This is a genomic window from Pseudomonas sp. NBRC 111140, from assembly GCF_001320885.1.
Lineage (GTDB): Bacteria > Pseudomonadota > Gammaproteobacteria > Pseudomonadales > Pseudomonadaceae > Aquipseudomonas > Aquipseudomonas putida_P.
Map to the genome: position 1 here is coordinate 37,357 of NZ_BCBQ01000023.1, position 25,208 is coordinate 62,564.

Annotated in this window: 26 protein-coding genes and 1 other RNA gene; 6 read left to right on the forward strand and 21 right to left on the reverse strand. The window is 62.3% G+C overall.

The genetic code is table 11. The annotated features are described in order from the left end of the window. Window positions 1–5: 5 nt before the first annotated feature. From APH42_RS10080 to rsmI, 14 genes are all read right to left on the reverse strand, one after another. On the reverse strand, window positions 6–962 hold the full coding sequence (locus tag APH42_RS10080; protein ID WP_060493232.1) for a D-alanine--D-alanine ligase: 957 nt from the start codon (window positions 960–962) through the stop codon (window positions 6–8). After that, window positions 959–2,407: a UDP-N-acetylmuramate--L-alanine ligase gene (gene murC, locus APH42_RS10085; RefSeq protein ID WP_012274058.1), complete on the reverse strand. Its 1,449-nt coding sequence runs from the start codon at window positions 2,405–2,407 to the stop codon at window positions 959–961. Before murC ends, APH42_RS10080 begins: the two co-directional genes overlap by 4 nt. Beyond that, entirely contained in the window at window positions 2,400–3,479 is a 1,080-nt protein-coding gene (gene murG, locus APH42_RS10090) for an undecaprenyldiphospho-muramoylpentapeptide beta-N-acetylglucosaminyltransferase (RefSeq protein WP_012274059.1), read from the reverse strand. The genes murC and murG overlap by 8 nt, the downstream gene beginning before the upstream one ends. After that, on the reverse strand, window positions 3,469–4,683 hold the full coding sequence (gene ftsW / locus APH42_RS10095; RefSeq protein ID WP_012274060.1) for a putative lipid II flippase FtsW: 1,215 nt from the start codon (window positions 4,681–4,683) through the stop codon (window positions 3,469–3,471). The genes murG and ftsW overlap by 11 nt, the downstream gene beginning before the upstream one ends. Next, a complete protein-coding gene (murD, locus tag APH42_RS10100; protein WP_060493239.1) occupies window positions 4,680–6,026 on the reverse strand; it encodes a UDP-N-acetylmuramoyl-L-alanine--D-glutamate ligase in 1,347 nt (448 codons plus the stop codon). Before murD ends, ftsW begins: the two co-directional genes overlap by 4 nt. A 6-nt stretch (window positions 6,027–6,032) precedes the next feature. Next, window positions 6,033–7,115, reverse strand: coding sequence for a phospho-N-acetylmuramoyl-pentapeptide-transferase (mraY, locus tag APH42_RS10105; protein WP_003251852.1), 1,083 nt, complete (start codon window positions 7,113–7,115; stop codon window positions 6,033–6,035). Further along, window positions 7,115–8,482, reverse strand: coding sequence for a UDP-N-acetylmuramoyl-tripeptide--D-alanyl-D-alanine ligase (murF, locus tag APH42_RS10110; RefSeq protein WP_012274062.1), 1,368 nt, complete (start codon window positions 8,480–8,482; stop codon window positions 7,115–7,117). The genes mraY and murF overlap by 1 nt, the downstream gene beginning before the upstream one ends. Further along, complete coding sequence (locus APH42_RS10115; RefSeq protein WP_374701052.1) at window positions 8,475–9,965, reverse strand: UDP-N-acetylmuramoyl-L-alanyl-D-glutamate--2,6-diaminopimelate ligase; 1,491 nt, start codon at window positions 9,963–9,965, stop codon at window positions 8,475–8,477. Before APH42_RS10115 ends, murF begins: the two co-directional genes overlap by 8 nt. Continuing rightward, a complete protein-coding gene (locus APH42_RS10120) occupies window positions 9,962–11,710 on the reverse strand; it encodes a penicillin-binding protein 2 (protein ID WP_171577224.1) in 1,749 nt (582 codons plus the stop codon). Before APH42_RS10120 ends, APH42_RS10115 begins: the two co-directional genes overlap by 4 nt. Beyond that, a complete protein-coding gene (gene ftsL / locus APH42_RS10125) occupies window positions 11,710–12,003 on the reverse strand; it encodes a cell division protein FtsL (protein ID WP_012274065.1) in 294 nt (97 codons plus the stop codon). Before ftsL ends, APH42_RS10120 begins: the two co-directional genes overlap by 1 nt. Next, entirely contained in the window at window positions 12,000–12,947 is a 948-nt protein-coding gene (gene rsmH / locus APH42_RS10130; protein ID WP_060493233.1) for a 16S rRNA (cytosine(1402)-N(4))-methyltransferase RsmH, read from the reverse strand. The genes ftsL and rsmH overlap by 4 nt, the downstream gene beginning before the upstream one ends. Continuing rightward, entirely contained in the window at window positions 12,944–13,399 is a 456-nt protein-coding gene (mraZ, locus tag APH42_RS10135; RefSeq protein ID WP_004575120.1) for a division/cell wall cluster transcriptional repressor MraZ, read from the reverse strand. The genes rsmH and mraZ overlap by 4 nt, the downstream gene beginning before the upstream one ends. A gap of 308 nt (window positions 13,400–13,707) precedes the next feature. Then, an RNA gene (gene rnpB, locus APH42_RS10140) (RNase P RNA component class A) lies at window positions 13,708–14,081 on the reverse strand. A 67-nt stretch (window positions 14,082–14,148) separates the two neighbouring features. Further along, complete coding sequence (gene rsmI, locus APH42_RS10145; RefSeq protein WP_060493234.1) at window positions 14,149–15,024, reverse strand: 16S rRNA (cytidine(1402)-2'-O)-methyltransferase; 876 nt, start codon at window positions 15,022–15,024, stop codon at window positions 14,149–14,151. 186 nt (window positions 15,025–15,210) lie between these two features. Here rsmI and APH42_RS10150 point away from each other — a divergent pair, with 186 nt between their 5' ends. The 5 genes from APH42_RS10150 (at window position 15,211) to APH42_RS10170 (ending at window position 18,994) form a co-directional block, all read left to right on the forward strand. Then, the gene (locus APH42_RS10150) at window positions 15,211–17,028 is read left to right on the forward strand and encodes a penicillin-binding protein activator (protein WP_012274068.1); all 1,818 of its coding nucleotides are present in this window, start codon (window positions 15,211–15,213) and stop codon (window positions 17,026–17,028) included. Further along, complete coding sequence (locus APH42_RS10155) at window positions 17,028–17,399, forward strand: YraN family protein (RefSeq protein ID WP_012274069.1); 372 nt, start codon at window positions 17,028–17,030, stop codon at window positions 17,397–17,399. The genes APH42_RS10150 and APH42_RS10155 overlap by 1 nt, the downstream gene beginning before the upstream one ends. A gap of 86 nt (window positions 17,400–17,485) precedes the next feature. After that, entirely contained in the window at window positions 17,486–18,079 is a 594-nt protein-coding gene (locus APH42_RS10160) for a phosphoheptose isomerase (protein ID WP_012274070.1), read from the forward strand. Next, window positions 18,076–18,654 carry a BON domain-containing protein gene (locus APH42_RS10165; RefSeq protein WP_012274071.1) on the forward strand — a complete coding sequence of 193 codons (579 nt, stop codon included), beginning with the start codon at window positions 18,076–18,078 and terminating at the stop codon, window positions 18,652–18,654. Before APH42_RS10160 ends, APH42_RS10165 begins: the two co-directional genes overlap by 4 nt. Window positions 18,655–18,775: 121 nt before the next feature. Next, the gene (locus tag APH42_RS10170; RefSeq protein ID WP_012274072.1) at window positions 18,776–18,994 is read left to right on the forward strand and encodes a YgdI/YgdR family lipoprotein; all 219 of its coding nucleotides are present in this window, start codon (window positions 18,776–18,778) and stop codon (window positions 18,992–18,994) included. A gap of 50 nt (window positions 18,995–19,044) precedes the next feature. On the opposite strand, the gene APH42_RS10175 is transcribed toward APH42_RS10170, so the two are convergent. From APH42_RS10175 to rplM, 7 genes are all read right to left on the reverse strand, one after another. Further along, window positions 19,045–19,476 carry a ClpXP protease specificity-enhancing factor gene (locus APH42_RS10175; RefSeq protein ID WP_060493235.1) on the reverse strand — a complete coding sequence of 144 codons (432 nt, stop codon included), beginning with the start codon at window positions 19,474–19,476 and terminating at the stop codon, window positions 19,045–19,047. A gap of 10 nt (window positions 19,477–19,486) precedes the next feature. Beyond that, a complete protein-coding gene (locus tag APH42_RS10180) occupies window positions 19,487–20,110 on the reverse strand; it encodes a glutathione S-transferase N-terminal domain-containing protein (protein ID WP_012274074.1) in 624 nt (207 codons plus the stop codon). Between the two features lie 117 nt (window positions 20,111–20,227). Next, window positions 20,228–21,007, reverse strand: coding sequence for a cytochrome c1 (locus APH42_RS10185; protein ID WP_012274075.1), 780 nt, complete (start codon window positions 21,005–21,007; stop codon window positions 20,228–20,230). Beyond that, window positions 21,007–22,218 carry a cytochrome bc complex cytochrome b subunit gene (locus APH42_RS10190; protein ID WP_003251825.1) on the reverse strand — a complete coding sequence of 404 codons (1,212 nt, stop codon included), beginning with the start codon at window positions 22,216–22,218 and terminating at the stop codon, window positions 21,007–21,009. Before APH42_RS10190 ends, APH42_RS10185 begins: the two co-directional genes overlap by 1 nt. Then, complete coding sequence (gene petA / locus APH42_RS10195; RefSeq protein ID WP_003251823.1) at window positions 22,218–22,811, reverse strand: ubiquinol-cytochrome c reductase iron-sulfur subunit; 594 nt, start codon at window positions 22,809–22,811, stop codon at window positions 22,218–22,220. The genes APH42_RS10190 and petA overlap by 1 nt, the downstream gene beginning before the upstream one ends. 262 nt (window positions 22,812–23,073) lie before the next feature. Beyond that, window positions 23,074–23,466 (reverse strand): 30S ribosomal protein S9, encoded by a 393-nt coding sequence (rpsI, locus tag APH42_RS10200; protein ID WP_003260797.1) that lies wholly within the window; start codon window positions 23,464–23,466, stop codon window positions 23,074–23,076. Window positions 23,467–23,480: 14 nt separating this feature from the next. After that, window positions 23,481–23,909 carry a 50S ribosomal protein L13 gene (rplM, locus tag APH42_RS10205; protein WP_003251819.1) on the reverse strand — a complete coding sequence of 143 codons (429 nt, stop codon included), beginning with the start codon at window positions 23,907–23,909 and terminating at the stop codon, window positions 23,481–23,483. Window positions 23,910–24,167: 258 nt separating this feature from the next. Between rplM and APH42_RS10210 the strand changes: the two genes are divergently transcribed. Continuing rightward, window positions 24,168–25,208: an NADP(H)-dependent aldo-keto reductase gene (locus APH42_RS10210; RefSeq protein WP_012274076.1), complete on the forward strand. Its 1,041-nt coding sequence runs from the start codon at window positions 24,168–24,170 to the stop codon at window positions 25,206–25,208.

Below are 25,208 nucleotides of genomic sequence, written 5' to 3' on the forward strand. Positions count from 1 at the left end.
GGTTGTTAACCTCGCGTCGCCACGCTTTCGGCCAGGATTGCCAGCACCAGTTGCTGGAAGTCCAGGCCGGCCGCGCGGGCCGCCATGGGCACCAGGCTATGATCTGTCATGCCTGGTGCGGTGTTGACTTCGAGCAGCCAGAACCGGCCCTGCTCGTCCTGCATCACGTCCAGCCGCCCCCAGCCTTCGATGCCGATGGCATCGCAGGCACGTGCGGTCAGGTCGATCAGTTCCTGTTCCTTGGCGCTATCCAGGCCGCACGGGATGCGGTACTGGGTATCGTTGGCGATGTACTTGGCGTCGTAGTCGTAGAACACGTGCGGCGTACCCAGGGCGATCGGCGGCAGCACCTGGCCGCGCAGTACCGCGATGGTGAACTCCGGGCCGTGGATCCACTGTTCCACCAGTACCTGGGAATCGTATTTGGCGGCGTCCTGCCAGGCGGCGACCAGTTCCTGGGCGCTGTTCACCTTGGCCATGCCGATGCTAGAGCCTTCATGGGCGGGTTTGACGATAAGCGGGAAGCCCAGTTCCGTACTGGCCTGCAAACAATCGCTTTCGCTCGCCAATACCGCGTGACGCGGGGTCGGAATGCCCAGGCTCTGCCACACCTGCTTGGTGCGCAGCTTGTCCATGGCCAGCGCCGAAGCAAGGATGCCGCTGCCGGTGTAGGGGATGCCAAGGCACTCCAGCAGGCCTTGCATGCTGCCGTCTTCACCGCCACGGCCGTGGAGGATGATGAAGGCGCGGTCGATTTTCTCGCTTTGCAGGCGCGCGAGCAGGTCGTCACCGACGTCGATGGCAACCACGTCGACACCGGCAGTTGTCAGCGCATCGATCACCGCAGCGCCAGACTTCAACGACACCTCACGCTCGGCGCTCTTGCCACCGTACAGCACGGCAACGCGGCCGAATGCCTTGACGTCCAAGGTGGAGTGCAGCTTGTCGTAGGCGCTGGTCATTTCGACTTCTCCTGCTTGGCGCCTGCGAACAGCGGGCTTTTCATCAACTGCGGGGCCAGGCCGCCAACATCACCGGCACCCTGGCAGATCAGGATGTCACCAGCGCGCAGCAGTGGCTTGACCAGCGGCGCCAGCTCGGCGCCACGCTCGATATAGATCGGGTCCAGCTTGCCGCGCTGACGGATGCTGTGGCACAGCTGACGGCTGTCGGCACCGGGGATCGGCTCTTCGCCGGCCGGGTACACTTCCATCAGCAGCAGCACGTTGGCATCGCCCAGTACCTGGACGAAATCGTCATACAGGTCGCGGGTGCGGCTGTAGCGGTGCGGCTGGTAAACGATCACCAGGCGACGGCTTGGCCAGCCACCGCGCACGGCCTTGATCACCGCGGCCACTTCGGTCGGGTGATGACCATAGTCGTCGACCAGCATCACGCTGCCGCCTTCGACCGGCAGCTCGCCGTACACCTGGAAGCGACGGCCGACACCCTGGAAGCCAGAAAGGCCTTGGATGATGGCTTCGTCAGTGATGCCTTCGTCAGTGGCAATGGCGATGGTGGCCAAGGCGTTGAGCACGTTGTGGTTGCCGGGCATGTTCACCGACACCTCCAATGGCTCGCAGTCGCGGCGCAGCACGGTGAAGTGGGTCTGCATGCCCTGCTGGCGCACGTTGATGGCGCGGATGTCGGCCTCTTCGCTGAAGCCGTAGGTCACGGTCGGACGCTTCACCTGCGGCAGGATTTCGCGCACCACCGGGTCGTCCAGGCACATCACGGCCAGGCCGTAGAACGGCAGGTTGTGCAGAAACTCGACGAAGGTTTTCTTCAGCTTGTTGAAGTCACCTTCGTAGGTCGCCATGTGGTCGGCGTCGATGTTGGTGACCACGGCCACCATCGGCTGCAGGTGCAGGAAGCTGGCATCGCTTTCGTCTGCTTCGGCGATCAGGTAGCGGCTGGTGCCCAGCTGGGCATTGGTACCGGCAGCGGTCAGGCGGCCACCGATGACGAAGGTCGGGTCCAGGCCACCGGCGGCAAACACCGACGCCAGCAGGCTGGTGGTGGTGGTCTTGCCATGGGTACCGGCAACTGCAACGCCGTGGCGATAGCGCATCAGCTCAGCCAGCATCTCGGCACGCGGTACCACTGGGATGCGCCGTTCGAGGGCGGTGGCCACTTCCGGGTTGGCCGGGTTGATCGCGCTGGACACCACCAGCACGTCGGCGGTGGCGGCGTTCTCGGCACGGTGGCCAACGAAAATCTCGGCGCCGAACGATTCCAGGCGCTCGGTGACCGGCGAAGCTTTAAGGTCGGAACCGGACACTTCATAGCCCAGGTTCAGCAGCACTTCGGCAATACCGCACATGCCCACGCCGCCGATACCGACGAAGTGAATACGGCGAATACGGCCCATCTTCGGCTGGGGCATGGCTTTCTGGCTCTCAACCATGGGCCACCTCCAGGCAGATATCGACCACGGTGCTGGTTGCGGCAGGTTTGGCCAGGCGCCGTGCGGTGCCTGCCATGACGTTGAGTTTCTCGGGTTGCATCAGCACCTCGTTCAGGCGTTCAGCGAGCTGCGCTGCGCCAGTTGTCGCTTGTGGCATCAGGAAGGCAGCGCCTTCGCGGGCCAGATATTGGGCGTTGTGGGTCTGGTGGTCGTCGATTGCGTGGGGCAAAGGCACCAGCATCGAAGGCAGGCCTGCTGCCGCCAGCTCGCTGACGGTCAGGGCACCGGCCCGGCACACCACCATGTCGGCCCAGCCATAGGCTTGGGCCATGTCTTTGATGAAGGGCTCTACCTGAGCTGCGACGCCCGCCTCGTGATAACGCTCGGCAGTGATCGGCGCGTGTTGCTTGCCGGCCTGGTGGAACACCTCTGGCCGCAGCCCAGCGGGCACCTCGGACAGGGCCTTAGGCAACAATTTGTTCAATGGTTCCGCACCCAGGCTGCCACCGAGCACCAACAGGCGTGCACGGCGCTCGGCCAGGGGCGCGCGTTGCGCGTCCATGAACAGCTCCGGGCGCACCGGGTTGCCGGTGGTGCGACGTTTGTCGCTAGCCTCGAAGGTGTTCGGGAAAGCTTCGCAGACCCGCGCCGAAAGTGGCACCAGCAGGCGATTGGCGGTACCGGCCCGGGCATTCTGCTCGTGAATCACCAGCGGCACGCCGCACAGCCGCGCAGCAACGCCACCAGGGCCGGTCACGTAACCGCCAAAGCCCAGTACGCATACCGGCTTGAGCTGACGAATGATCCGCCGCGCCTGCAGCACGGCCTTGATCAGGGTGAACGGCGCCTTGAGCAACGACAGCTTGCCCTTGCCGCGCAAGCCGCTGACCTGGATCAGGTGCAATGGCAAGCCTGCCTGCGGCACCAGCTCGTTCTCGATGCCGCGCGGGGTGCCCAGCCAGTGCACGCTGTAACCGCGTGCCTGGAACTCTCGGGCGCAGGCCAGGGCCGGGAACACATGGCCCCCGGTGCCGCCTGCCATGATCAATACATTCTTGCCGTCAGCGGCCATGACTGGTCTCCTCGGCAAAATCGCTTTCACTGAATTCGTGTTCCTCGCTGCCCAGGTGCGTGCGGCTTTCCCACTCGATGCGCAGCAACAGGCCCACGCAGGCACAGCAGATCACCAGCGAGCTGCCCCCGTAACTGAGGAATGGCAAGGTCAGGCCCTTGGTCGGCAGCAGGCCGACGTTCACGCCAATGTTGATCAGGAACTGGCCGATCCACAGGAAGGCCAGGCCGAACGCCATATAGGCGGCAAAGAACTGCTTAGCCTTCTCGGCCCACAGGCCGATGTACAGGGCACGCACGGTGACGAACACGAACAAGGCGATGGTCACCAGCGAGCCGACCACGCCCAACTCTTCGGCCAATACCGAGAACACGAAGTCGGTGTGCGCTTCAGGCAGGTAGAACTGCTTCTGCACACTGTTGCCCAGGCCAACACCCAGCCACTCGCCACGGCCGAAGGCAATCAGCGCCTGGGTCAGCTGGTAACCCGAGCCGAACTGGTCGGACCACGGGTCGGTGAACGTGATAAGGCGCGCCATCCGGTACGGCTGCGCCTGTACCAGCACGAACACCGCCAGCACCGCCAGCACCACCATCAGGCTGAAGCGGAACAGCCCCACCCCGCCAAGGAACAGCATCGCCGCCGCCGCGCCCATCATCACCACGGTGGCACCGAAGTCCGGCTCCATCAGCAGCAGTGCAGCCATGGGCAGCAGCACGATGAACGGTTTGAAGAAGCCCATCCAGGTTTCGCGCACCTCGGTCTGACGGCGCACCAGGTAGCCGGCCAGGTAGATGACCACGAACACCTTGGCAATTTCCGAAGGCTGCACGTTGAAGAAGCTGAAACCGATCCAGCGCATGGAGCCGTTCACTTCACGACCGATGCCTGGCACCAGCACCAGCACCAGCAGGCCGAAGGCGCCCAGCAGCATCATGAAGCCCATGCGCTGCCAGGTGGCGATCGGCACCAGCATGGTCGCACCACAGGCAACCAGGCCAAGGGATACGTAAACCAGGTGGCGGAACATGTGGTAAAGCGGGTTGCCCGACTGCACCGCAGCCACTTCCGAGGACGCCGAGGTGATCATCACCAGGCCAAGGCCCAGCAAGGCCAGGCAACCGGCAAGCATCGGGAAGTCCAGGTCGATGCCACGGCCGCTGATCAGCGGCGACGGGTAAGGCTTGAGGATGCCGAAGATCATGCAAGGCCTCCCGCTGCCTGGGCGAACAGGCGCCCGCGTTCTTCGAAGTTCTTGAACATGTCGAGGCTGGCGCACGCCGGCGACAGCAGCACGGCATCACCGGCCTGGGCCAGCTGGGCACACTGCTGCACGGCGTCGTCGAGGCTCTTGACCCGTACCAGCGGCACGTCATCGCCCAAGGCGTCGGCCAGACGCTCGGCATCACGCCCCAGCAACACCACGGCGCGGCAGAAACGCTTGACCGGCTCGCGCAGTGCGGTGAATTCAGCGCCCTTGCCATCGCCACCGGCAATCAGCACCAGCTTGCCTTCGATATCGGCCCCCAGGCCTTCGATGGCGGCCAGGGCAGCACCCACGTTGGTGGCCTTGGAATCGTCGTACCAGTTCACCCCGTTACGCTCGCGTACCCACTGGCAACGGTGGGCCAGGCCACCGAACTCACGCAGGGCTTCGAGCATGGGCTCGAACGGCAGGCCGGCGGCATGCCCCAAGGCCAGGGCCGCCAGGGCGTTGCTCTGGTTGTGAGCGCCGCGAACCTTCAGCTCGCGCGCCGGCATCAGCGCCTGGAACTCGAACGCCAGGTATTTTTCGCCATCCACTTCACGCAGGCCAAAGGCCTTGAAGTCCGGCTGGTTGAGGCCGAAGGTCCAGCATGGGCGGCCTTCCACCGGCAGCGGCCGGCTCAGGGCGTCCTGACGGTTGACCACCACCTGCTTGGCGCCCCGGAAGATCCGGTGCTTGGCCAAGTGGTAGGCAGGCAGGCCGCTGTAACGATCCATGTGGTCTTCGCTGATGTTCAGCACCGTAGCCACTTCAGCGTTGAGCTGGTCAGTGGTTTCCAGCTGGAAGCTGGACAGCTCCAGCACGTACAGCTCGACATCATCGGCCAGCAGGTCCAGCGCCGGGGTACCGAGGTTGCCGCCCACGGCCACGCGCTTGCCGGCCTTGGCGGCCATTTCGCCGACCAGGGTAGTGACGGTGCTCTTGGCGTTGGAACCGCTGATGGCAATGATCGGCGCGGTGGCATGGCGGGCGAACAACTCGATATCGCCGGACAGCTTCACGCCGCGCGCGGCCGCCTGCTGCAGGGCCGGCGTGTCCAAGGCCAGGCCAGGGCTCACGTACAGCTCGTTGGCGCGGCACAGGAAGTCCACGTCCAGCTCACCACAGCGCACTTCCACCTGCGGGTAATCACGGCGCAGGGTGTCCAGTTCCGGCGGTTGCTCGCGGGTGTCGGCGACCGCAAAGGCAATGCCCCGGTTCGCCAGGAAGCGAACCAGGGACATGCCGCTCTTGCCGAGGCCGACAACGATGCGGAATTGGTCGGAAGCGATCAAAGACACGCTCATCTACCTCAGTTTCAGGGTTGCAAGGCCGATCAGCACCAGGATCACGGTGATGATCCAGAAGCGGACGATCACCCGTGGCTCTGGCCAGCCCTTGAGTTCAAAGTGGTGGTGGATCGGCGCCATGCGGAACACGCGCTTGCCGGTCAGCTTGAAGGAGGCGACCTGGATCACCACCGACAGGGTTTCGACAACGAAGATGCCCCCCATGATGAACAGCACGATTTCCTGGCGCACGATCACGGCGATGGTGCCCAGCGCAGCGCCCAGCGCAAGCGCGCCGACGTCGCCCATGAACACTTGTGCCGGGTAGGTGTTGAACCACAGGAAGCCCAGGCCGGCACCGATCAGCGCGCCGCAAAACACAATCAGCTCGCCCGAGCCCGGCACATAGGGGATCAGCAGGTATTCGGCGAACTTCACGTTACCTGACAGGTAGCAGAAGATGCCCAGCGCACCGCCGACCATCACTGTCGGCATGATTGCCAGGCCGTCAAGGCCATCGGTGAGGTTGACCGCGTTGCTCGAGCCGACGATGACGAAGTAAGTCAGCACCACGAAGCCGACGCCCAGCGGAATGGTGACATCCTTGATGAACGGCAGGATCAGGGTGGTCTCCACGCTGGTTGGCGCGGTCTTGTACAGGAACACTGCCGCCGCCAGGCCGAACACCGACTGCCAGAAATACTTCCAGCGGCTCGGCAGGCCACGCGAGTTCTTTTCGATCACCTTGCGGTAGTCATCGACCCAGCCGATGGCACCGAACGCCAGGGTGACGATCAGCACAACCCAGACATAACGGTTGCTCAGATCCGCCCACAGCAGGGTGCTGACGGCGATGGCCGACAGGATCAGCGCGCCACCCATGGTCGGGGTGCCGGACTTGGACAGGTGCGATTGCGGGCCGTCGTTACGCACGGCCTGGCCGATCTGGCGAATTTGCAGGGTACGGATCATCCACGGCCCCAGCCACAGCGCCAGGGACAACGCGGTCAGTACACCAAGAATCCCGCGCAGGGACAGGTACTGGAAGACCGCGAAGCCTTTGTGGAACTGTTGCAGATACTCGGCCAACAGCAGCAGCATTAATGTTTCTCCCCGCTGGCACCGCACAATGCCGCCACGACGTTTTCCATCGCAGCGCTGCGCGAGCCCTTGATCAAAATAGTGGTGTCGCTGGCGTGTTCGGCGCTAACTGCGTCGATCAGCTCAGCTTGAGTAGCGAAATGGCGGCCATTGGCGCCGAACGCCTTGACCGCGTGTGTCATGTTGGAACCCACTGCGTACAGGGCATCGACCTTGCCACGCGCGTAGTCACCCACCTGACGATGGCCTTCTTCCGCCCATTGCCCCAATTCGCCGATATCCCCAAGCACCAGGACGGTGCGTCCGGAAAAGCCGGCGAGTATATCAATGGCCGCGCACATGGAGGAGGGATTTGCGTTGTAACTGTCGTCGATCACCCGTACCCCGTTCGGCGCGATCTGTGCCACGGTACGGCCCTTGACCGGCTGCACTGCAGCCAGGCCGGCAGCAATACCGTTCAGGCTCAGACCAACGGCATGCGCAGCGGCGGCAGCGGCCAAGGCATTGCTGACGTTGTGCTCGCCCAGCACATTGAGTTGCACGTCTACCGTTTCACCCGCGCCATGCAGCTTGAACGACGGGCAGCCACGTGCATCGCGACCGATGTCCGTGGCGTGGAAATCGGCTTTCGGGTTGCTGCGCGCGAAACTGACGACTTTGTGCGAGCCGGCACGCGCACTCCAGATGGCGAAGGCCTTGTCGTCCAGGTTGAGGATGGCAATGCCGCCCTCGCCCAGGCCTTCGAGAATCTCGCCCTTGGCTTCGACAATCTTCTCCGGGCCGCCGAACTCGCCAACGTGGGCGGTACCGGCGTTGTTGATGATGACCACCTGCGGCTGGGTCAGGCCCACGGTGTAGCGGATCTCACCAATGCGCGAGGCGCCCAGCTCGATCACTGCGGCGCTGTGCTCCGGGGCGATCTCCAGCAGTGTCAGCGGCGCACCGAGGTCGTTGTTCAAGTTGCCACGGGTAGCGTGCACCAGGCCACGGGTACGCAGGATGCTGGCGAGCATTTCCTTGACCGTGGTCTTGCCGCTGGAGCCGGTAATGGCCACCACCGGCTTGTCGAATGCGGCGCGGTTCAATGCACCGAGTTGGCCAAGGGCCAGGCGGCAATCGGCCACCAACAGCTGTGGCAGGTCTACATCGGCGACTTCACGCTCTACCAAGGCTGCGACCGCGCCTTTGGCTTTTACATCGGCCAGGTAGTCGTGACCATCGAAACGCGGACCGGCCAGGGCGACGAACAGTTGCCCGGCGCCGACACTGCGGCTGTCGATGCTGACACCGGTAAACGTGGCATCGGCACCGATTTGTCGACCACTCAGTGCTGTGGTCAGCTGGCTGAGTGATAGTGGCTTAAGCATGTGGCGCCTCCCAGGCTGCAAGTGCCTTTTCGGCTTCGGTCAAATCGGAGAAGTCATGGCGCTCGCCATTGATCTCCTGGTAATCCTCGTGCCCCTTGCCAGCCAGCACGATCACGTCGTTGGCAGCAGCGGAGGCAATCAACTGCGCGATGGCCTCGCCACGACCGGCAACGAACTCGACCGAGACAGACCGGGCGAAACCGGGACGGATGTCGTCGAAGATGCGCTGTGGGTCTTCGGTACGTGGGTTGTCATCGGTGACCAGTACGCGATCGGCCAGGCGCTCGGCCACTTCGGCCATCAGCGGGCGCTTGCCGCGATCACGGTCGCCGCCGCAGCCGAACAGGCACAGCAGCTTACCGTGGGCGTGTGGACGCAGGGCTTCGAGCACTTTTTCAAGGGCGTCCGGGGTGTGGGCGTAATCGACCACCACCAGCGGTTTGTCGCCGCCACCCAGGCGCTGCATACGGCCTACCGGACCGTGCAGTTGCGGGGTGACCTTGAGGATTTCGTCCAGTGCATAATCCAGTGCCAGCAGTGTCGCGACAGCGGCGAGCATGTTGCTCAGGTTGAAGCGCCCCAGCAGCTGACTGCGCAGGATACGCTCACCTTGTGCGGTAACGATCGTCGCGCGCACGCCATCGTCACTGAACGCGGCCTCGCGACAGAACAGCGAGGCATCTGGGTTTTCCAGGCTGTAGCTCAGCAGCCGGGTGTCGATATGGTCGACGCTCGGACGGCGGGCAAAGTCAGCGGCCAGGCGACGGCCAAAGGCGTCATCCAGGTTGACCACCTGGCAACGCAGGCTGGGCCAGGCGAACAGCTTGGCCTTGGCGGCCTCATAGGCCTCCATGCTGCCGTGGTAGTCGAGGTGGTCGCGGGACAGGTTGGTCATCACCGCGATGTCGAACTCCAATGCGGCGACTCGGCCTTGCTCCAGGGCATGAGAGGAAACCTCCATGGCCACAGCCTTGGCGCCCTGCTTTTTCAAATCGTAAAGGGTCGACTGCACGGCAATCGGGTCGGGCGTGGTCAGACGGCCGCTCTGCAGCTCGCCGTAGAAGCCGGTACCCAGGGTGCCGATCAGGCCGCAGCGCTGGCCGAGCAGGTCGAGCGCCTGGGCCACCAATTGGGTAACGCTGGTCTTGCCGTTGGTCCCGGTCACACCGACCAGGTTCAGCTGGCGGCTGGGTTCGCCATAAAAACGCCCGGCGACATCCGACAACTGTGCGATCAGGCCCTTGACTGGAATCAATGGCACTTCGGTCAGCGGCAGCACGGTGGCGCCCTGCTCTTCATAGGCCACGGCGGCGGCACCACGGGTCAAGGCATCGGCGATATGCTCGCGGCCATCGACCTTGGCACCCGGCACGGCCAGGAACAGGTCACCCGGGCGCACGTTGCGGCTGTCCAGGGTCAGTTCACGAATCAGCGGGTCACGGCTGGCGTGGGCGAAAAGTTTGCTTAATGGCATTGTCATCATCCACGCCCTCCCTTGGCGGCTGTTGCATTGACTTGCGATTGCACGGCAGGTGCCGCGGGTGCTGGTGGCGGCAGGTTGTCTGGCGGCACGTTCATCAGGCGCAGGGTGCCGGACATGACCTTGCTGAACACCGGCGCCGAGACCAGACCACCGAAGTAACCACCCTTGCCCGGCTCGTCGATGACCACGACGATGGCGTAGCGCGGGTCGCTCATCGGTCCGAAGCCGGCGAACAGCGAGCGGTAGGCGTTTTCGGTGTAACCCTTGGAGCCCACGGTGGCTTTACGCGCGGTGCCGGACTTGCCGGCCACGTGATAGAACGGCACCTGGGCACGGAACACACCACGCGGCGCTTCAATCACCTGCTGCAGCATGCCTTGAACGGTTTCGGCGGTTTCCTTCGGAATGGCCTGCACCGCTTCCGGGGCCTTGTCGACCTTGATGATCGACAGCGGCACCATCTTGCCGTCGTTTGCCAGCGCTGCGTAGGCATGCACCAGTTGCAAGGCAGTCACCGACAAGCCATAGCCATAGGACAGCGTCGCGGTCTCGGCCTTGCGCCACTCGCGGTGGTTGGGCAGGTTACCGACACGCTCGCCCGGGAAGCCAAGGCCGGTGTACTGACCCAGACCGACCTGGGACATGACCCGGTAGATGGCCTCGCCCCCGATGTCGAAGGCGATCTTGCTCATGCCGACGTTACTGGAGTTGATCAGGATGCCGGTCAGGTCGAGGATCGGGCCCTCGCTGCGCGACACGTCCTTGATGGTGTAGCGGCCGATCTGCAGGCTACCCGGGTACACCTCGACCTTGTCGGTCGGCTTCCAGCGGCCGCTCTGCAGCGCCGCGCTCATGGAAATCGGCTTGACCGTGGAACCCGGCTCGAACACATCGATGATCGCCCGGTTACGCATGGCCGCCGGGAACATGCTGCGGCGGTTGTTGGGGTTGTAGGTCGGCTGGTTGACCATGGCCAGGACCTCACCGGTCTTCACGTCCATGATCACCAGGCTGCCGGCCTTGGCGTCCTGCTCGGCAATGGCATTGCGCAGCTCGCGGGTAGCCAGGTACTGCAGGCGCAGGTCTATCGACAACGCCAAGGTCTTCCCGGCCTTGGCGTTCTTGGTTACCTGGATGTCCTTGATCAGCCTGCCGCGCCGGTCCTTGATCACCTGGCGCTTGCCTGGGACACCGGCCAGCCACTCGTCATAGGCCAGCTCCACCCCTTCACGACCGTGGTCGTCGAGGTCGGTAAAGCCGACCATGTGCGCGGTGACATCACCGGCCGGGTAGAAGCGGCGGAATTCTTCCAGGCCGTACACACCGGGCACTTTCAAGTCGAGCACGTGCTGGCCCTGCTCCGGGGTCAGGCCACGCACCAGGTAGATGAACTCTTTGTTGGCCTGCTGAGTCAGGCGTTCGATCAGCTGTTGCGGGTTTTGCCCCAGCGCGGCAGCCAGTTGCGGCCAGCGCTCCTTGGAGGCCTGCATTTCCTTGGGGTTGGCCCACAGGGTGGTAACCGGGGTACTCACGGCCAATGGCTCACCGTTGCGGTCGGTAATCAACCCACGGTGCGCCGGGATGGGAATGTGACGCAGGCTGCGCGCATCGCCCTGGCCCTTGAGGAAGTCACGGTCAACTACCTGCAGGTCGATGATGCGCCAGCAGATCGCACCGACCATGATTGCCAGCAAGCCGATCACCACGCGGAAGCGCCACGGGTAGAGTGCGCCTTCGAGCTTCATCATGGCGCCACCATCCGTACTTCGTCAGCCGACGGCACGCGCATTTTCAGCTGTTCGGAAGCCAGGTTCTCGATACGGCTGGCGGCGGTCCAGGTGCTCTGCTCCAGAATCAGCCGACCCCATTCGGCCTGAGCCTTGTCGCGCTCGCTCAATTCACCGTACAGGGTATTGAGCAGTTGGCGGTTCCAGTGCGCGCTGTAGGACACGGCAATGGCCGAAACCAGCACGCCAACGAACAGCAGAAGCATCAGGAAGCTTCCGCCTGGCAAAGGCTTGGCGAACAGCCTGCTCACCGCAGTTTCTCCGCCACACGCATCACGGCGCTACGCGACCGCGGGTTGGCATTGAGCTCGGCTTCGGAGGCGAACTGGGCCTTGCCGATAAGTTTGATTTTTGGCTCAAAGACCTTGTGCTGCACCGGCAGGTTGCGCGGCAGGTTGTCGGCCTCGCCTTTCACCAGCTTGCGCATGAACAGCTTGACGATACGGTCTTCCAACGAGTGGAAACTGATGACCGCCAGACGGCCCCCGACTTCGAGCGCATCGAGTGCGGCTTCAAGGCCAGCCTCAAGGTCGCCCAGCTCGTTGTTGACGTGAATGCGAAGCCCCTGGAAGGCACGGGTAGCCGGGTTTTTACCTTTTTCCCAAGCCGGGTTGGCCACCTTGAGCACTTCTGCCAGGTCGGCGGTACGGGTGAACGGCTGCTTTTCGCGGCGTTCGACCACGGCCCGCGCCATACGCCCAGCGAAACGCTCCTCGCCGTACTCCTTGAAGACGCGGGCGATTTCTTCTACTGGCGCAGTGGCGATGAATTCCGCGGCACTGATGCCCTGGCCCGGGTTCATACGCATGTCCAGCGGGCCATCATTGAGGAAGCTGAAGCCACGCTCGGGGTCATCCAACTGCGGCGAAGACACGCCCAGGTCCAGCAGCACACCACTGACCTTCCCGTGCAGGCCGCGCTCGGCCACCTCAGCGCCCAGCTCGGCAAAGCTGCGCTGCACAATGACAAAGCGGCCGTCTTCGGCCGCCAGCGCTTGCCCCGTGGCAATCGCCTGTGGATCTTTGTCGAAGCCCAGCAGCCGCCCTTGCGGCCCGAGCTTGCTGAGTATCAGCCGGCTGTGTCCGCCACGGCCAAAGGTGCCGTCCAGATAGCAACCGTCGGCGCGCAAGGCCAATGCCTCGACAGCTTCGTCGAGCAGGACGGTAATGTGGTTGAAGCCGCTATCTATGGTCACAGGATCAGGTCACGCAATTCGTCGGGCATGGCGCCCGGTTGTTGAATAGCTGCAAGGTCGGCTGCCGAAACCGCGTTCCAGGCATCTTCATCCCACAGCTGGAATTTGTTCAGTTGCCCCACCAGCATCGCCTTCTTGTCGAGCTTGGCGTACTCACGCAGGCGGGGCGGCACCAGGAAACGACCACTGCCATCGAGCTCCAGGTCAACCGCATTACCAATCAGCAAGCGCTGCAGGCGGCGGTTTTCCTCACGCAACGATGGCAAGGCACGCAACTTGGCTTCTATCTGTTCCCACTCATCGAGGGGATAAACACACAAGCAGGGGTCTACGGCGTCGATGGTCACGATCAGCTGACCATTGCAACGCGAATCGAGCTCGTCACGGTACCGGCTCGGCATGGCGAGACGGCCCTTGGCATCGAGGCTGACGGCGTTGGCTCCGCGGAACACGGCTGCGATTCCCCACAATGTTAGCTTTTTTGTGCCAGAAAACCCACTTCATCCCACTTTCTGCCACTTGCGCACACTATAGGAATCCGTCCGCAGCACCGTCAAGGCGCGTTCATAAGGAAAAGCCTTACAGGACCGAGATTTAGCGCGATAAGGGAATGTGGAAGGACTGCCGAAGAGAAAAAAACACGTGAAAAATCAAACCCACTCAAGCGAATGGAGTTCAAAGTTAAAGTGATTTATCAAGAGTAAGATTTTTTCGGTATTACCAGAGAGGATCTGCTACCGAATCACGCAGGGAAGGAAAGGTGGAGAGTCGATCTGTAAGCCGGGTTTTGTCGAGGACAGTCATTCCTCTACGACGGCCATCACTGGACGCCTCTAGCAACCTACCCGGTTCCGACGCGGGCCACGCCTGATGGAACCCTATTTGGTCTTGCTCCGAGTGGGGTTTACCTAGCCACGCACTGTTGCCAGACGTGCGGTGCGCTCTTACCGCACCTTTTCACCCTTACCGGCACCGAAGTGCTTAGGCGGTTATTTTCTGTGGCACTTTCCGTAGGCTCGCGCCTCCCAGGCGTTACCTGGCACTCTGCCCTATGGAGCCCGGACTTTCCTCCCCCTGCTGTCCACACAACAAAGTTGCGGAACAAAAACAGGCAGCGACTGTCCGATCGACTCTCCGCCGCCAAGGTTACCGGCACGCGCGCGCAAGAACAAGCAATACCGGTATTTATATCAAAGTGCCACTATTCGGCTTTCTGCTTTTCAAGGGCAAGTTGATACAACAGGTTCTTGCGCACACCGGTAATTTCCGCGGCAAGTGCCGCCGCCCGCTTCAGCGGCAACTCGGCCAACAGCAGGTCGAGCACACGCTGCGCCTCGGCGCTGATGGCCTGCTCGCCCTCCGGCGCACTCCAGCCGCCGACCAGCACCACGCATTCACCGCGCTGCTGGTTGCTATCACCAGCAACGAATGCACGTAGCTCCGCCAGCGGCAAACCCTTCAGGGTCTCGAAGGTTTTAGTCAATTCGCGCGCCAGCAACGCCGGGCGGTCGCCACCAAATACCGCTTCCATGTCCTCAAGGCACTCCAGGATCCGGTGCGGGGCCTCATAGAAAATCAGCGTACGCGGCTCTTCCTTTACTTGCTCCAGGCGTGCCCGACGCCCGGCCTGCTTGGCCGGCAGGAAGCCTTCGAAGATGAAGCGGTCCGACGGCAAGCCGGCTGCCGACAGCGCGGCGATCAAAGCACAGGCGCCCGGCACCGGCACCACGTTCACGCCCGCGGCCCGCGCCTGGCGCACCAGGTAGTAACCCGGATCGGAAATCAGCGGCGTGCCGGCATCGGAAACCAGCGCCACATGCTCACCCGCGAGCAGCTTGGTGAGAAAGCGCCCGCCCTCGTCGCGCTCGTTGTGCTCATGGCAGGCCGCCAACGGCGTATCGATGCCAAAGTGTTGCAGCAGGCGGATCGAATGACGGGTGTCTTCGGCGGCGATCAGGGCCACATCCGCCAGCACCTTCAGCGCCCGGGCGCTCATGTCGTCGAGATTGCCGATGGGGGTTGCCACCACATACAGCGTCCCCACCGTGGATTTCGAAGCCCCTGCCACATCAGTCACTGCGTACACCTGTCATTTGGATCAAAGGCGCCATTGTAGCCCGAGCACCTGCAACAGGGCGCAAAGATCTTCGCCGGCGATCAGCAACAAGCCGCCTATAGTGAAGGATCGACACAGCAACATCGCGCCCCGGCCAGTGCTTGGGTACAATTGCCGGCCAACTTGATCGAGTAACAGGACCTTTACATGATCGCTTGCCTGCGGCTGCTCACAGCCCTCTGCCTCGCCGCCCTGCTGGCAGCCTGCGCCAGCTCGCCCTCATCCAGCCTGGGCGAACTGCCACGCACCCCGGACGCCAGCATCGAGCAACTGCTCGAAAAAGCCGCTTCCAGCAAGTCTGCTGAAGACGCGGCCCTGCTGCGCCTGAGCGCGGCCGACCTGGCCTACAAGCAGAAGGATTTCCCACGCGCCGCACGCATTCTCGAGCAGGTTCCGCTGGACACGCTCAAGCCGGCCCAGCAAGTGTTCGCCAGCACCCTCGCCGCCGAGCTGGCCATGAGCCGCAACCAGCCCAAAGCGGCCCTGGCTGCCCTGGCCCACCCCAGCCTGCAGCGCGTAGCTGAGCTGCCAAAGGAACAGCAAGCGCGCACCTACAACGTGCATGCCGCCGCCCTCGAAGCCGACGGCCAGGCCTTGGCTGCCGCACAACAGCGCGTGCTGCTGGCCCCGCTGCTCAGCGGCCAGGCCGCCAGCGCCAACAATGACGCCATCTGGGCCCTGGTTGCCTCACTGCCGGCAGAGCAACTGCAACAGCCAGCCAACGATCAGACCCTGGCCGGCTGGACCAGCCTGGCCTTCGCCGTGAAAAGTGCAGGCACCCTGGAACAGCAACAAGCGGCCATCGAGACCTGGGTCAAACAACACCCGGACCACCCTGCCGCCCAGCAACTGCCGCTGGCGCTGACCAAGCTCAAGGAACTGGCCAGCCAACCGCTGACCAAGGTCGCCCTGCTGCTGCCTCAGGAGGGCCCGCTGGCCGGTGTTGCCCGCGCCCTGCGTGACGGCTTCATGGCCGCTCACTTCCAGGCCCAGCAAGCCGGCCAACCGGCACCTGCCGTGCAGGTGTTCGACAGCTCGCGCATCGGCTCGCTCGATGACTTCTATCGCCAGGCCCAGGCCGCCGGCGTGCAACTGGTCATCGGCCCGCTGGAAAAGCCGCTGGTGAAGCAACTGGCCGCCAAACCGCAATTGCCGATCACTACCCTGGCCCTGAACTACGCCGACGCCGGCCAGAAAGCCCCGCCGCAACTGTTCCAGTTCGGCTTGGCTGCCGAAGACGAAGCCCGCGAAGTAGCCCGCCGCGCCCGCGCCGATGGCATGGTCCGCGCCGTGGCCCTGGTGCCGAGCGGTGAATGGGGCGACCGCGTACTGGCCGCCTTCCGTCAGGACTGGGAAGGCAATGGTGGCACCCTGCTCGCCGCCGAGCGCATCGCCCAGCCGGTCGCCCTGGCCCAGCAGATTGCCGACCTGTTCCAACTGCGCCAGAGCGAAGGCCGCGCCAAGAGCCTGCAAAGCACGGTAGGCGGCAGCATTGCCGCACAACCGTCGCGCCGCCAGGACATCGACTTCATTTTCCTCGCCTCGACCCCACAGCAGGCCCAGCAGATCAAGCCGACCCTGAACTTCCAGTACGCCGGTGACGTACCGGTCTACGCCACCTCGAACCTGTACAGCGCCAGCGGTGACGTCAACCAGTACAACGACATGAACGGCATCCGCTTCTGCGAAACGCCGTGGCTGCTCGACACCAGCAACAGCCTGCGCCAACAGGTCGTACAGCAGTGGCCACAGGCCGCTGGCAGCCTGGGCCGTCTGTATGCCATGGGCGTCGATGCCTACAGCCTGGCGCCACGCCTGGGCCAGCTGAAAGCACTGCCGGACAACCGCGTCCTGGGCCTTTCGGGCAGCCTGAGCATCAACGCCAACCAACGCGTCGAGCGCCAGCTGCCATGGGCCGAGTTTGCCGGCGGCCAGGTCAAGCGCCTGCCTGACACCCCGCGCTGATGCCTGCAGCATCGCCTACCCGTGCCGGGCAAGCAGCAGAGACCCAAGCCCTTGAGTACCTTCAGGGGCAAGGCCTGCAACTGCTGGCACGCAACTGGCGATGCAAAGGCGGTGAGCTTGATCTGGTCATGCTCGACGCCGATACAGTAGTATTCGTCGAAGTCCGCTACCGGTTGCACGCGGGCTTCGGAGGCGCCCTCGACAGTATCGATGGGCGCAAGCAGAAACGGCTGGTGCTTGCCGCCAGCCTGTTCCTGCAGAAGGAGCCCCACTGGGGCAACCACCCCTGCCGCTTCGACGTAGTCGCCCTGCAGGGCAGCCACCATGCAGGCAGACCGCTTCAATGGCTGAAAAACGCCTTCGAATGCTGAACCCACTTCGTTTTTTTTGCTCTATGTTTCGCGGGCTGGTCGTTGTTGCGCGTAGCAAAGGCCACCGCCCCACTTAAGGTCACCAGATGGACATGCAATCCCGAATTCGCCGGCTGTTTCAGGCCAGCATCGATACCAAGCAACAGGCAATGGACATCCTGGCACCGCACATCGAGCAGGCTAGCCTGGTCATGGTCAATGCGCTGCTCAACGAGGGCAAGATGCTCGCCTGTGGCAACGGCGGCTCGGCCGGCGATGCCCAGCACTTTTCTTCAGAGCTGCTCAACCGCTTCGAGCGCGAGCGCCCGAGCCTGCCGGCCATCGCGCTGACCACCGACAGCTCGACCCTGACCTCTATCGCCAACGACTACAGCTACAACGAAGTCTTTTCCAAGCAGATCCGCGCCCTGGGCCAGCCCGGCGACGTTCTGCTGGCGATCTCCACCAGCGGCAACTCGGCCAACGTCATTCAAGCGATCCAGGCCGCACATGACCGCGAAATGATTGTCGTAGCATTGACTGGTCGCGACGGCGGCGGCATGGCTTCGCTGCTGCTGCCCGAGGACGTGGAAATCCGCGTTCCTTCGACGGTTACCGCGCGCATCCAGGAAGTCCACCTGCTGGCGATCCACTGCCTGTGCGATCTGATCGACAGCCAACTGTTCGGGAGTGAAGAATGACCCCTATGCGCCTCGGCCTGATGGCCCTGACCCTGTGCCTGAGCGTCACCGGTTGCAGCTCGGTACTCACCTCTACCCGCAATTCGCCGATCGAGGACGATCGCGGTACGCGCACCATTGGCAGCAAGATCGACGACTCGCTGATCGAGACCAAGGCCGCCGTGAACATCTCCAAGGCCAACCCAGACCTGGACAAGGGCTCGCACATCGTTGTCAGCAGCTACAACGGCATTGTCCTGCTGGCCGGCCAGACCCCACGCGCCGACCTCAAGAGCCTGGCCGAGCAAACCGCCAGCCAGGTACAACGGGTCAAGAAAGTGCACAACGAGCTGCAGGTGATGCAGCCCTCCTCCATCCTGGCGCGCAACAACGACGCCTGGCTGACCACCAAGATCAAGACCCAGATGCTGACCGACAATGCGGTGCCAAGCTCGCGCATCAAGGTGATCACCGAAAACGGCATCGTCTACCTGCTTGGCCTGGTCACCCAGCAAGAGGCCAACTCGGCCACTGCCGTGGTGCAAGGCGTGTCGGGCGTGCAAAAGATCGTCAAGCTGTTCGAGTACATCGACTGACTCTCCGGCCTCTTCGCGGCTAAAGCCGCTCCTACAGGGGTACGCTACACCCTGTAGGAGCGGCTTTAGCCGCGAAGAGGCCGGCGCAGACAACACCCTCAAGAAACCCAGGAAACACCGCATGAAAAAGCTTCTGCTGCCCGCCCTGCTGATCGGCACCTTCGCCACCCTGGCCGGCTGCTCCACCCCAAGCCTGATCACCCTCAACGATGGCCGTGAAATTCAGGCTGTCGATGCACCAAAGTTCGACCGCGACGCCGGCTTCTACGAGTTCCAACAGCTCGACGGCAAGCGCACCCGCATCAACAAGGACCAGGTACGCACCATCAGCGACCTGTAACCCAGATTGGCGGTAAAGAAAAAGGCGATCCGGTTGGATCGCCTTTTTTGTTACTTGACCACTTTCAGGCTTGGCCGACCAGTCGGACGCGGCGGCTGGCCACCGCCCTCTGGCGGGCCATCGTCATCCGGCTGTACATCATCGTCTTCAAGGTCGTCGCCATCCATCAACGGGGACTCCAGCTCGAAGACCATACCCTGGCCATTTTCGCGAGCATAAATGCCCAGGATGGCGCCAACCGGCACGTACAACGAATGAGGCACGCCACCGAAGCGGCCATCGAAACTGACCGCTTCGTTGTCCATGTTCAGGCTGCGCACGGCACTTGGCGAGATATTCAAGACGATCTGGCCATCACTGGCGAAACCATCCGGCACCTGAACTTTCGGGAATTCGGCATTGACCAGCATATGGGGCGTGCAATCGTTGTCGACGATCCACTCGTACAGTGCTCGAACCAGATAGGGGCGACTGGAGTTCATCAACGGCTCCTTAAAGCTTGCGCATTTCACGTTCTACGGAGGACAGGCTCGCCTGGAAAGACTCGCGGGCGAACTGGCGCTCCATGTAATCAAGCAGCGGCTTGGCTTGCCGCGGCAACTCGATACCCAACACCGGCAGACGCCAGAGTATGGGCAATAGACAGCAATCGACCAGGCTTTGCTCATCACTCATGAAGCAGGCGAACTCGCTGAACAACGGCGAGACCCCGGTCAGGCTTTCACGCAAGGCCTTACGCGCATCGGCTCGGACAGCCTCTTTGCTGCGCGGGTCGAGGACGGTATCGGCCAGGGCACACCAGTCGCGCTGGATGCGGTGAATCAGCAAACGGCTGTTGCCGCGCGCAACCGGGTAGACCGGCATCAGCGGCGGGTGCGGGTAACGCTCTTCGAGGTATTCCATCACCACGGTCGACTCATACAACGCCAGGTCTCGGTCGACCAAAGTCGGCACGCTGCCGTAAGGGTTGACCTCGACCAGCTTGGGCGGCAGGCGAGCTGGGTCGACATCGATGACCTGCACGCTCACACCCTTCTCGGCCAGCACCAGGCGAACCCGATGAGAATAGTGATCAGCGGGATCGGAATAGCAGGCTAACCTGTTGGTTGCGCCCATGTAGCGGCTCCTCGCACGGGATGCTTGTGACACTGTAAATGAAAACGCGCCCGGGGCACCCTGGCAGTATTGCCAGGGCGCCACGGGCGCGTTCAACAACCAGAAACTACTGCGTGATCAGTGCACGTCCTTCCAGTATTCACGCTTGAGCAAGTAGGCGAATACGAAGAAGAAAGCCAGGTACAGCAACACGTAGGTACCGATGCGCTGGCTTTCCAGTTTGACCGGGTTGGCCGAATAGGCCAGGAAGGTCACCAGGTTCTTGACCTTCTCGTCGAACTGCTCAGTGGTCAGGGTACCGGATTTCGGCGTAATGGTCAGCTGGTCACAGGCTTCATGGGTTATCGGGCTGCCGGTCAACGGGTCGAATTGCTTCTTGCCATCGGTCACGGTCTGCACCTGCTTGCAGCCGATCACCTGGTTACCCTGCAGGCCAACCAACACGTTCGGCATGCCGACGTTCGGGAACACCTTGTTGTTCACCCCGTAAGGCCGCGACGGGTCCTCGTAGAAGCTGCGCAGATAGGTGTACAGCCAGTCGGTACCGCGCACCCGAGCCACCAGGGTCAGGTCGGGTGGCGCAGCGCCGAACCAAGTCTTGGCGTCGCTGGGCTTCATGCCGATCTGCATGTGGTCACCGATCTTGGCACCGGTGAACACCAGCTTCTCGAGCATCAGCTCGTGCGGAATGCCCAGGTCATCGGCCACTCGCTCGTAACGCTGGAACTTGGCACTGTGGCAACCCATGCAATAGTTGGCGAAGGTACGCGCACCGTCCTGCATGGCGGCCTTGTCGGTCAGGTCGATATCGGCCTTGTCCAGCTCCAGGCCGTGTTCGGCAGCGAAGGAAAAGGCAGGCATCACTGCCAGCAAAAATACTGCAATCAACTTTTTCATCAGCCAGTCACCCTTTCCGGAACCGGTTTGGTCTTCTCGAGCCTTGTGTAGAACGGCATCAGCAGGAAGTAGGCGAAGTACAGCACCGTGCATACCTGCGACAACAAGGTACGCCCAGGTGTCGGCGCCAGTACGCCCAGCACGCCGAGGATGACGAAGGCCACGCAGAACACCAGCAGGAAGACCTTGCTGATCCAGCCCTTGTAACGCATGGAACGCACCGGGCTACGGTCGAGCCAGGGCAGTACGAACAGCACGGCGATGGCCGCACCCATGGCAATGACACCCATCAGCTTGTCGGGCACCGCACGCAGGATCGCGTAGAAGGGTGTGAAGTACCACACCGGAGCGATGTGCTCAGGGGTCTTGAACGCGTTGGCCTGCTCGAAGTTCGGTTTTTCCAGGAAGTAACCGCCCATTTCCGGGAAGAAGAACACCACGGCGCAGAACACGAACAGGAACACCACCACCCCGACAATGTCTTTGACGGTGTAGTACGGGTGGAACGGAATGCCGTCCAGCGGAATGCCGTTTTCGTCCTTTTTCTTCTTGATGTCAACGCCATCAGGGTTGTTCGAACCCACTTCGTGCAGCGCAAGGATATGCAGCACCACCAGGCCGAGAATCACGATTGGCAGGGCAACCACGTGCAGGGCGAAGAAGCGATTCAGGGTGATGCCCGAGATCAGGTAGTCACCACGGATCCACTGGGTGAGGTCGTCACCGATCACCGGGATGGCACCGAACAGCGAAATGATCACCTGGGCGCCCCAGTAAGACATCTGCCCCCACGGCAACAGGTAGCCCATGAACGCTTCAGCCATCAGCGCCAGGTAGATCAGCATGCCGAACAACCAGACCAGTTCGCGTGGCTTCTGGTAGGAGCCGTAGAGCAGGCCGCGGAACATGTGCAGGTAGACCACGATGAAGAACGCAGACGCACCGGTAGAGTGCAGGTAGCGCAGAATCCAGCCGTACTCCACATCACGCATGATGTACTCGACCGAGGCGAACGCCTCTTCCGCCGAGGGCGTGAAGCTCATGGTCAGCCACACGCCGGTAACGATCTGATTCACCAATACCAGCAATGCCAAGGAGCCGAAGAAATACAGGAAGTTGAAGTTCTTGGGCGCGTAATACTTGCTCAGGTGGTCTTCCCACATCTTGGTGGCGGGGAAGCGAGCATCAATCCAGTCCATGAACTTGCTCATCATGCGTTCTCCTGGTCGACGCCAATGACGATGATCTCGTCCGACTCGTAAGAGTGCGGTGGCACGGGCAGGTTGAGAGGCGCCGGCTGCGATTTGTAGACACGGCCAGCCAGGTCATAGTGGGAGCCGTGGCATGGGCAGAAGTAGCCACCTACCCATTTCGGGCCGAGGTCGGCGGGCGCGACTTCCGGGCGGAAGGTGGGCGAGCAACCCAGGTGCGTGCAGAGGCCCACGAGAATGAGGATTTCCGGCTTGATCGAGCGAACCTCGGGGTCGACGTAAGCCGGCTGGACCGAGGCCTTGGACTCTGGATCAGACAGATCGCCGGTGATTTTTTTCAGGTTACCGAGAATCTCCTCCGTTCGGCGCACGATGAATACGGGCTGGCCACGCCACTCGGCCACCATCTGCTGCCCGGCCTCGACCTTGGCAATATTGACCTTCACCGGTGCACCCGCGGCTTTCGCCTTGGCACTGGGAAACCATGACCCCACGAACGGTACCGCAGCCCCCACTGCTCCCGCTGCCCCGACCACGGATGTCGCGGCTACGAGGAAGCGGCGCCGGCCTGCGTTGACGCCGTCATTGCTCATTCAGTCCTCTCCCATCAGCTTGCTTGGCCTGTTGAACCAGGCTTGTACTTAGGTTGTGTCAATGGCACTAAAAATTGGCCGCCATGGTAAGAAACAAATCCACACACTGACAAGGTGATTACCCCGGCAAGGGTGACAACCCGCGCTTTGCTTGATCTGTGTCTATGCGACAAGCGGCCACTGACATGCTGACAGGTTAGTTCAAGCCAAAAAAAAAGCCCGGTTCCAAGGAACCGGGCTTTTTTCGACTGCCGAAGCGGTATTAACGCTTGGAGTACTGAGGACGCTTACGCGCTTTACGCAGACCCACTTTCTTACGCTCAACTTCACGAGCGTCGCGGGTGACGTAGCCAGCACGACGCAGAGCGCCACGCAGGGTTTCGTCGTATTCCATCAGAGCGCGGGTGATACCGTGACGGATCGCACCGGCTTGACCGCTGACACCACCACCGGAAACGGTGACGTAGATGTCGAACTTCTCAACGGTTTCGGTCAGCTCGAGTGGCTGGCGAACAACCATGCGAGCGGTTTCGCGACCGAAGAACACGTCCAGAGAACGGTTGTTGATGGAAATGTTACCAGTACCCGGACGCAGGAATACGCGAGCGGTTGCGGTCTTGCGACGGCCAGTGCCGTAATTTTGAGTCGCCGACATAATGAACTATCCCGTTAGATCTTCAGTTCTTGAGGCTGCTGAGCAGTGTGTGGGTGAGCAGCACCCGCGTACACTTTCAGCTTGCGGTACATGTCGCGACCCAGCGGGTTCTTAGGCAGCATGCCTTTGACCGCGGTTTCGATAACACGCTCAGGGGCCTTGGCGATCAACTTCTCGAAGTTGATTTCCTTGATACCGCCCGGGAAGCCGGAGTGGGAGTAGTACATTTTGTCGGAAGACTTGGCACCAGTCACACGAACCTGCTCGGCGTTGATAACGACGATGTAGTCGCCGGTGTCAACGTGAGGGGTGTATTCTGGTTTGTGTTTGCCACGCAGACGGGTAGCGATTTCGGTAGCCAGACGACCCAGGGTCTGGCCAGCGGCGTCGACTACGAACCACTCGCGCTTTACTGTTTCCGGTTTAGCAGTAAAAGTTTTCATTCTCTAAAGCCTCAGAGGCCGCCCAGCGAAAAATAGACGGCGAATCTTACTGGATAGTGCACAGCTTGCCAAGGGCAAGCGCGCAGCCGAACACAGACGCTTTTGGGGGCTCGGGTCGGGCACGCCAATGTTCGACGGGGTTCTTCCTGCGTGATGGTGCATCACTTCCGCCACGCGGAGAGGGGCTGAATTATCCAGATTGCGAGAAAAATTTCAACCTGCTTTGATAGGCTTCTATTGCCAAGGAGTGTCTAACCGATGGAATACCGTCAGCTCGGCCGTACCGACCTCAACGTCAGCGCCCTGTGCCTGGGCACCATGACCTGGGGCGAGCAGAACGTTGAAGCCGAGGCCTTCGAACAGATTGCCCGGGCCAAGAAAGCCGGGGTCAACTTCATCGACACCGCCGAAATGTACCCGGTGCCACCCCGCCCGGAAACCTACGCCGCCACCGAACGCATCATCGGCAACTGGTTCCGGGCCAACGGCGATCGCGATGACTGGGTCCTGGCCAGCAAGGTCGCAGGCCCCGGCAACGGGATCAGCCACATCCGCGACGGCCAGCTCAAGCACAACCGCCAGCACATCGTCGCGGCGCTGGACGAAAGCCTCAAGCGCCTGCAAACCGACCGTATCGACCTGTATCAGTTGCACTGGCCGGAGCGCAGCACCAACTTCTTCGGCAAGCTGGGCTACCAGCACCTGCCACAGGACCATTTCACCCCGCTGGAAGAAACCCTCGAAGTACTCGACGAGCAGGTGCACGCGGGCAAGATCCGCCACATTGGCCTGTCCAACGAAACGCCGTGGGGCACCATGAAGTTCCTGCAGTTGGCCGAAAGCCGTGGCTGGCCGCGGGCGGTGTCGATCCAGAACCCGTATAACCTGCTCAACCGCAGCTTCGAGGTAGGCCTGGCGGAAGTGGCCATCCGCGAGCAGTGCGGCCTGCTGGCCTATTCGCCGCTGGCCTTCGGCATGCTCTCGGGCAAGTACGAGAACGGCGCACGGCCGGGCAACGCACGCCTGACCCTGTTCAGCCGCTTTGCCCGTTATTCCAACCCGCAGACCGTGGCAGCCTGCAGCCGCTATGTGCAACTGGCCCGCGAGCACGGCCTGGACCCGGCGCAGATGGCCCTGGCGTTCGTCACCCGACAGCCGTTCGTGACCAGCAACATCATCGGTGCCACCAGCCTGCAACAGCTGGACAGCAACCTGGCGAGCCTTGAGCTGAACCTGAGCGATGAGTTGCTGGCGGCGATTGAAGCCATCCACCAGGAGCAGCCTAACCCGGCACCTTGA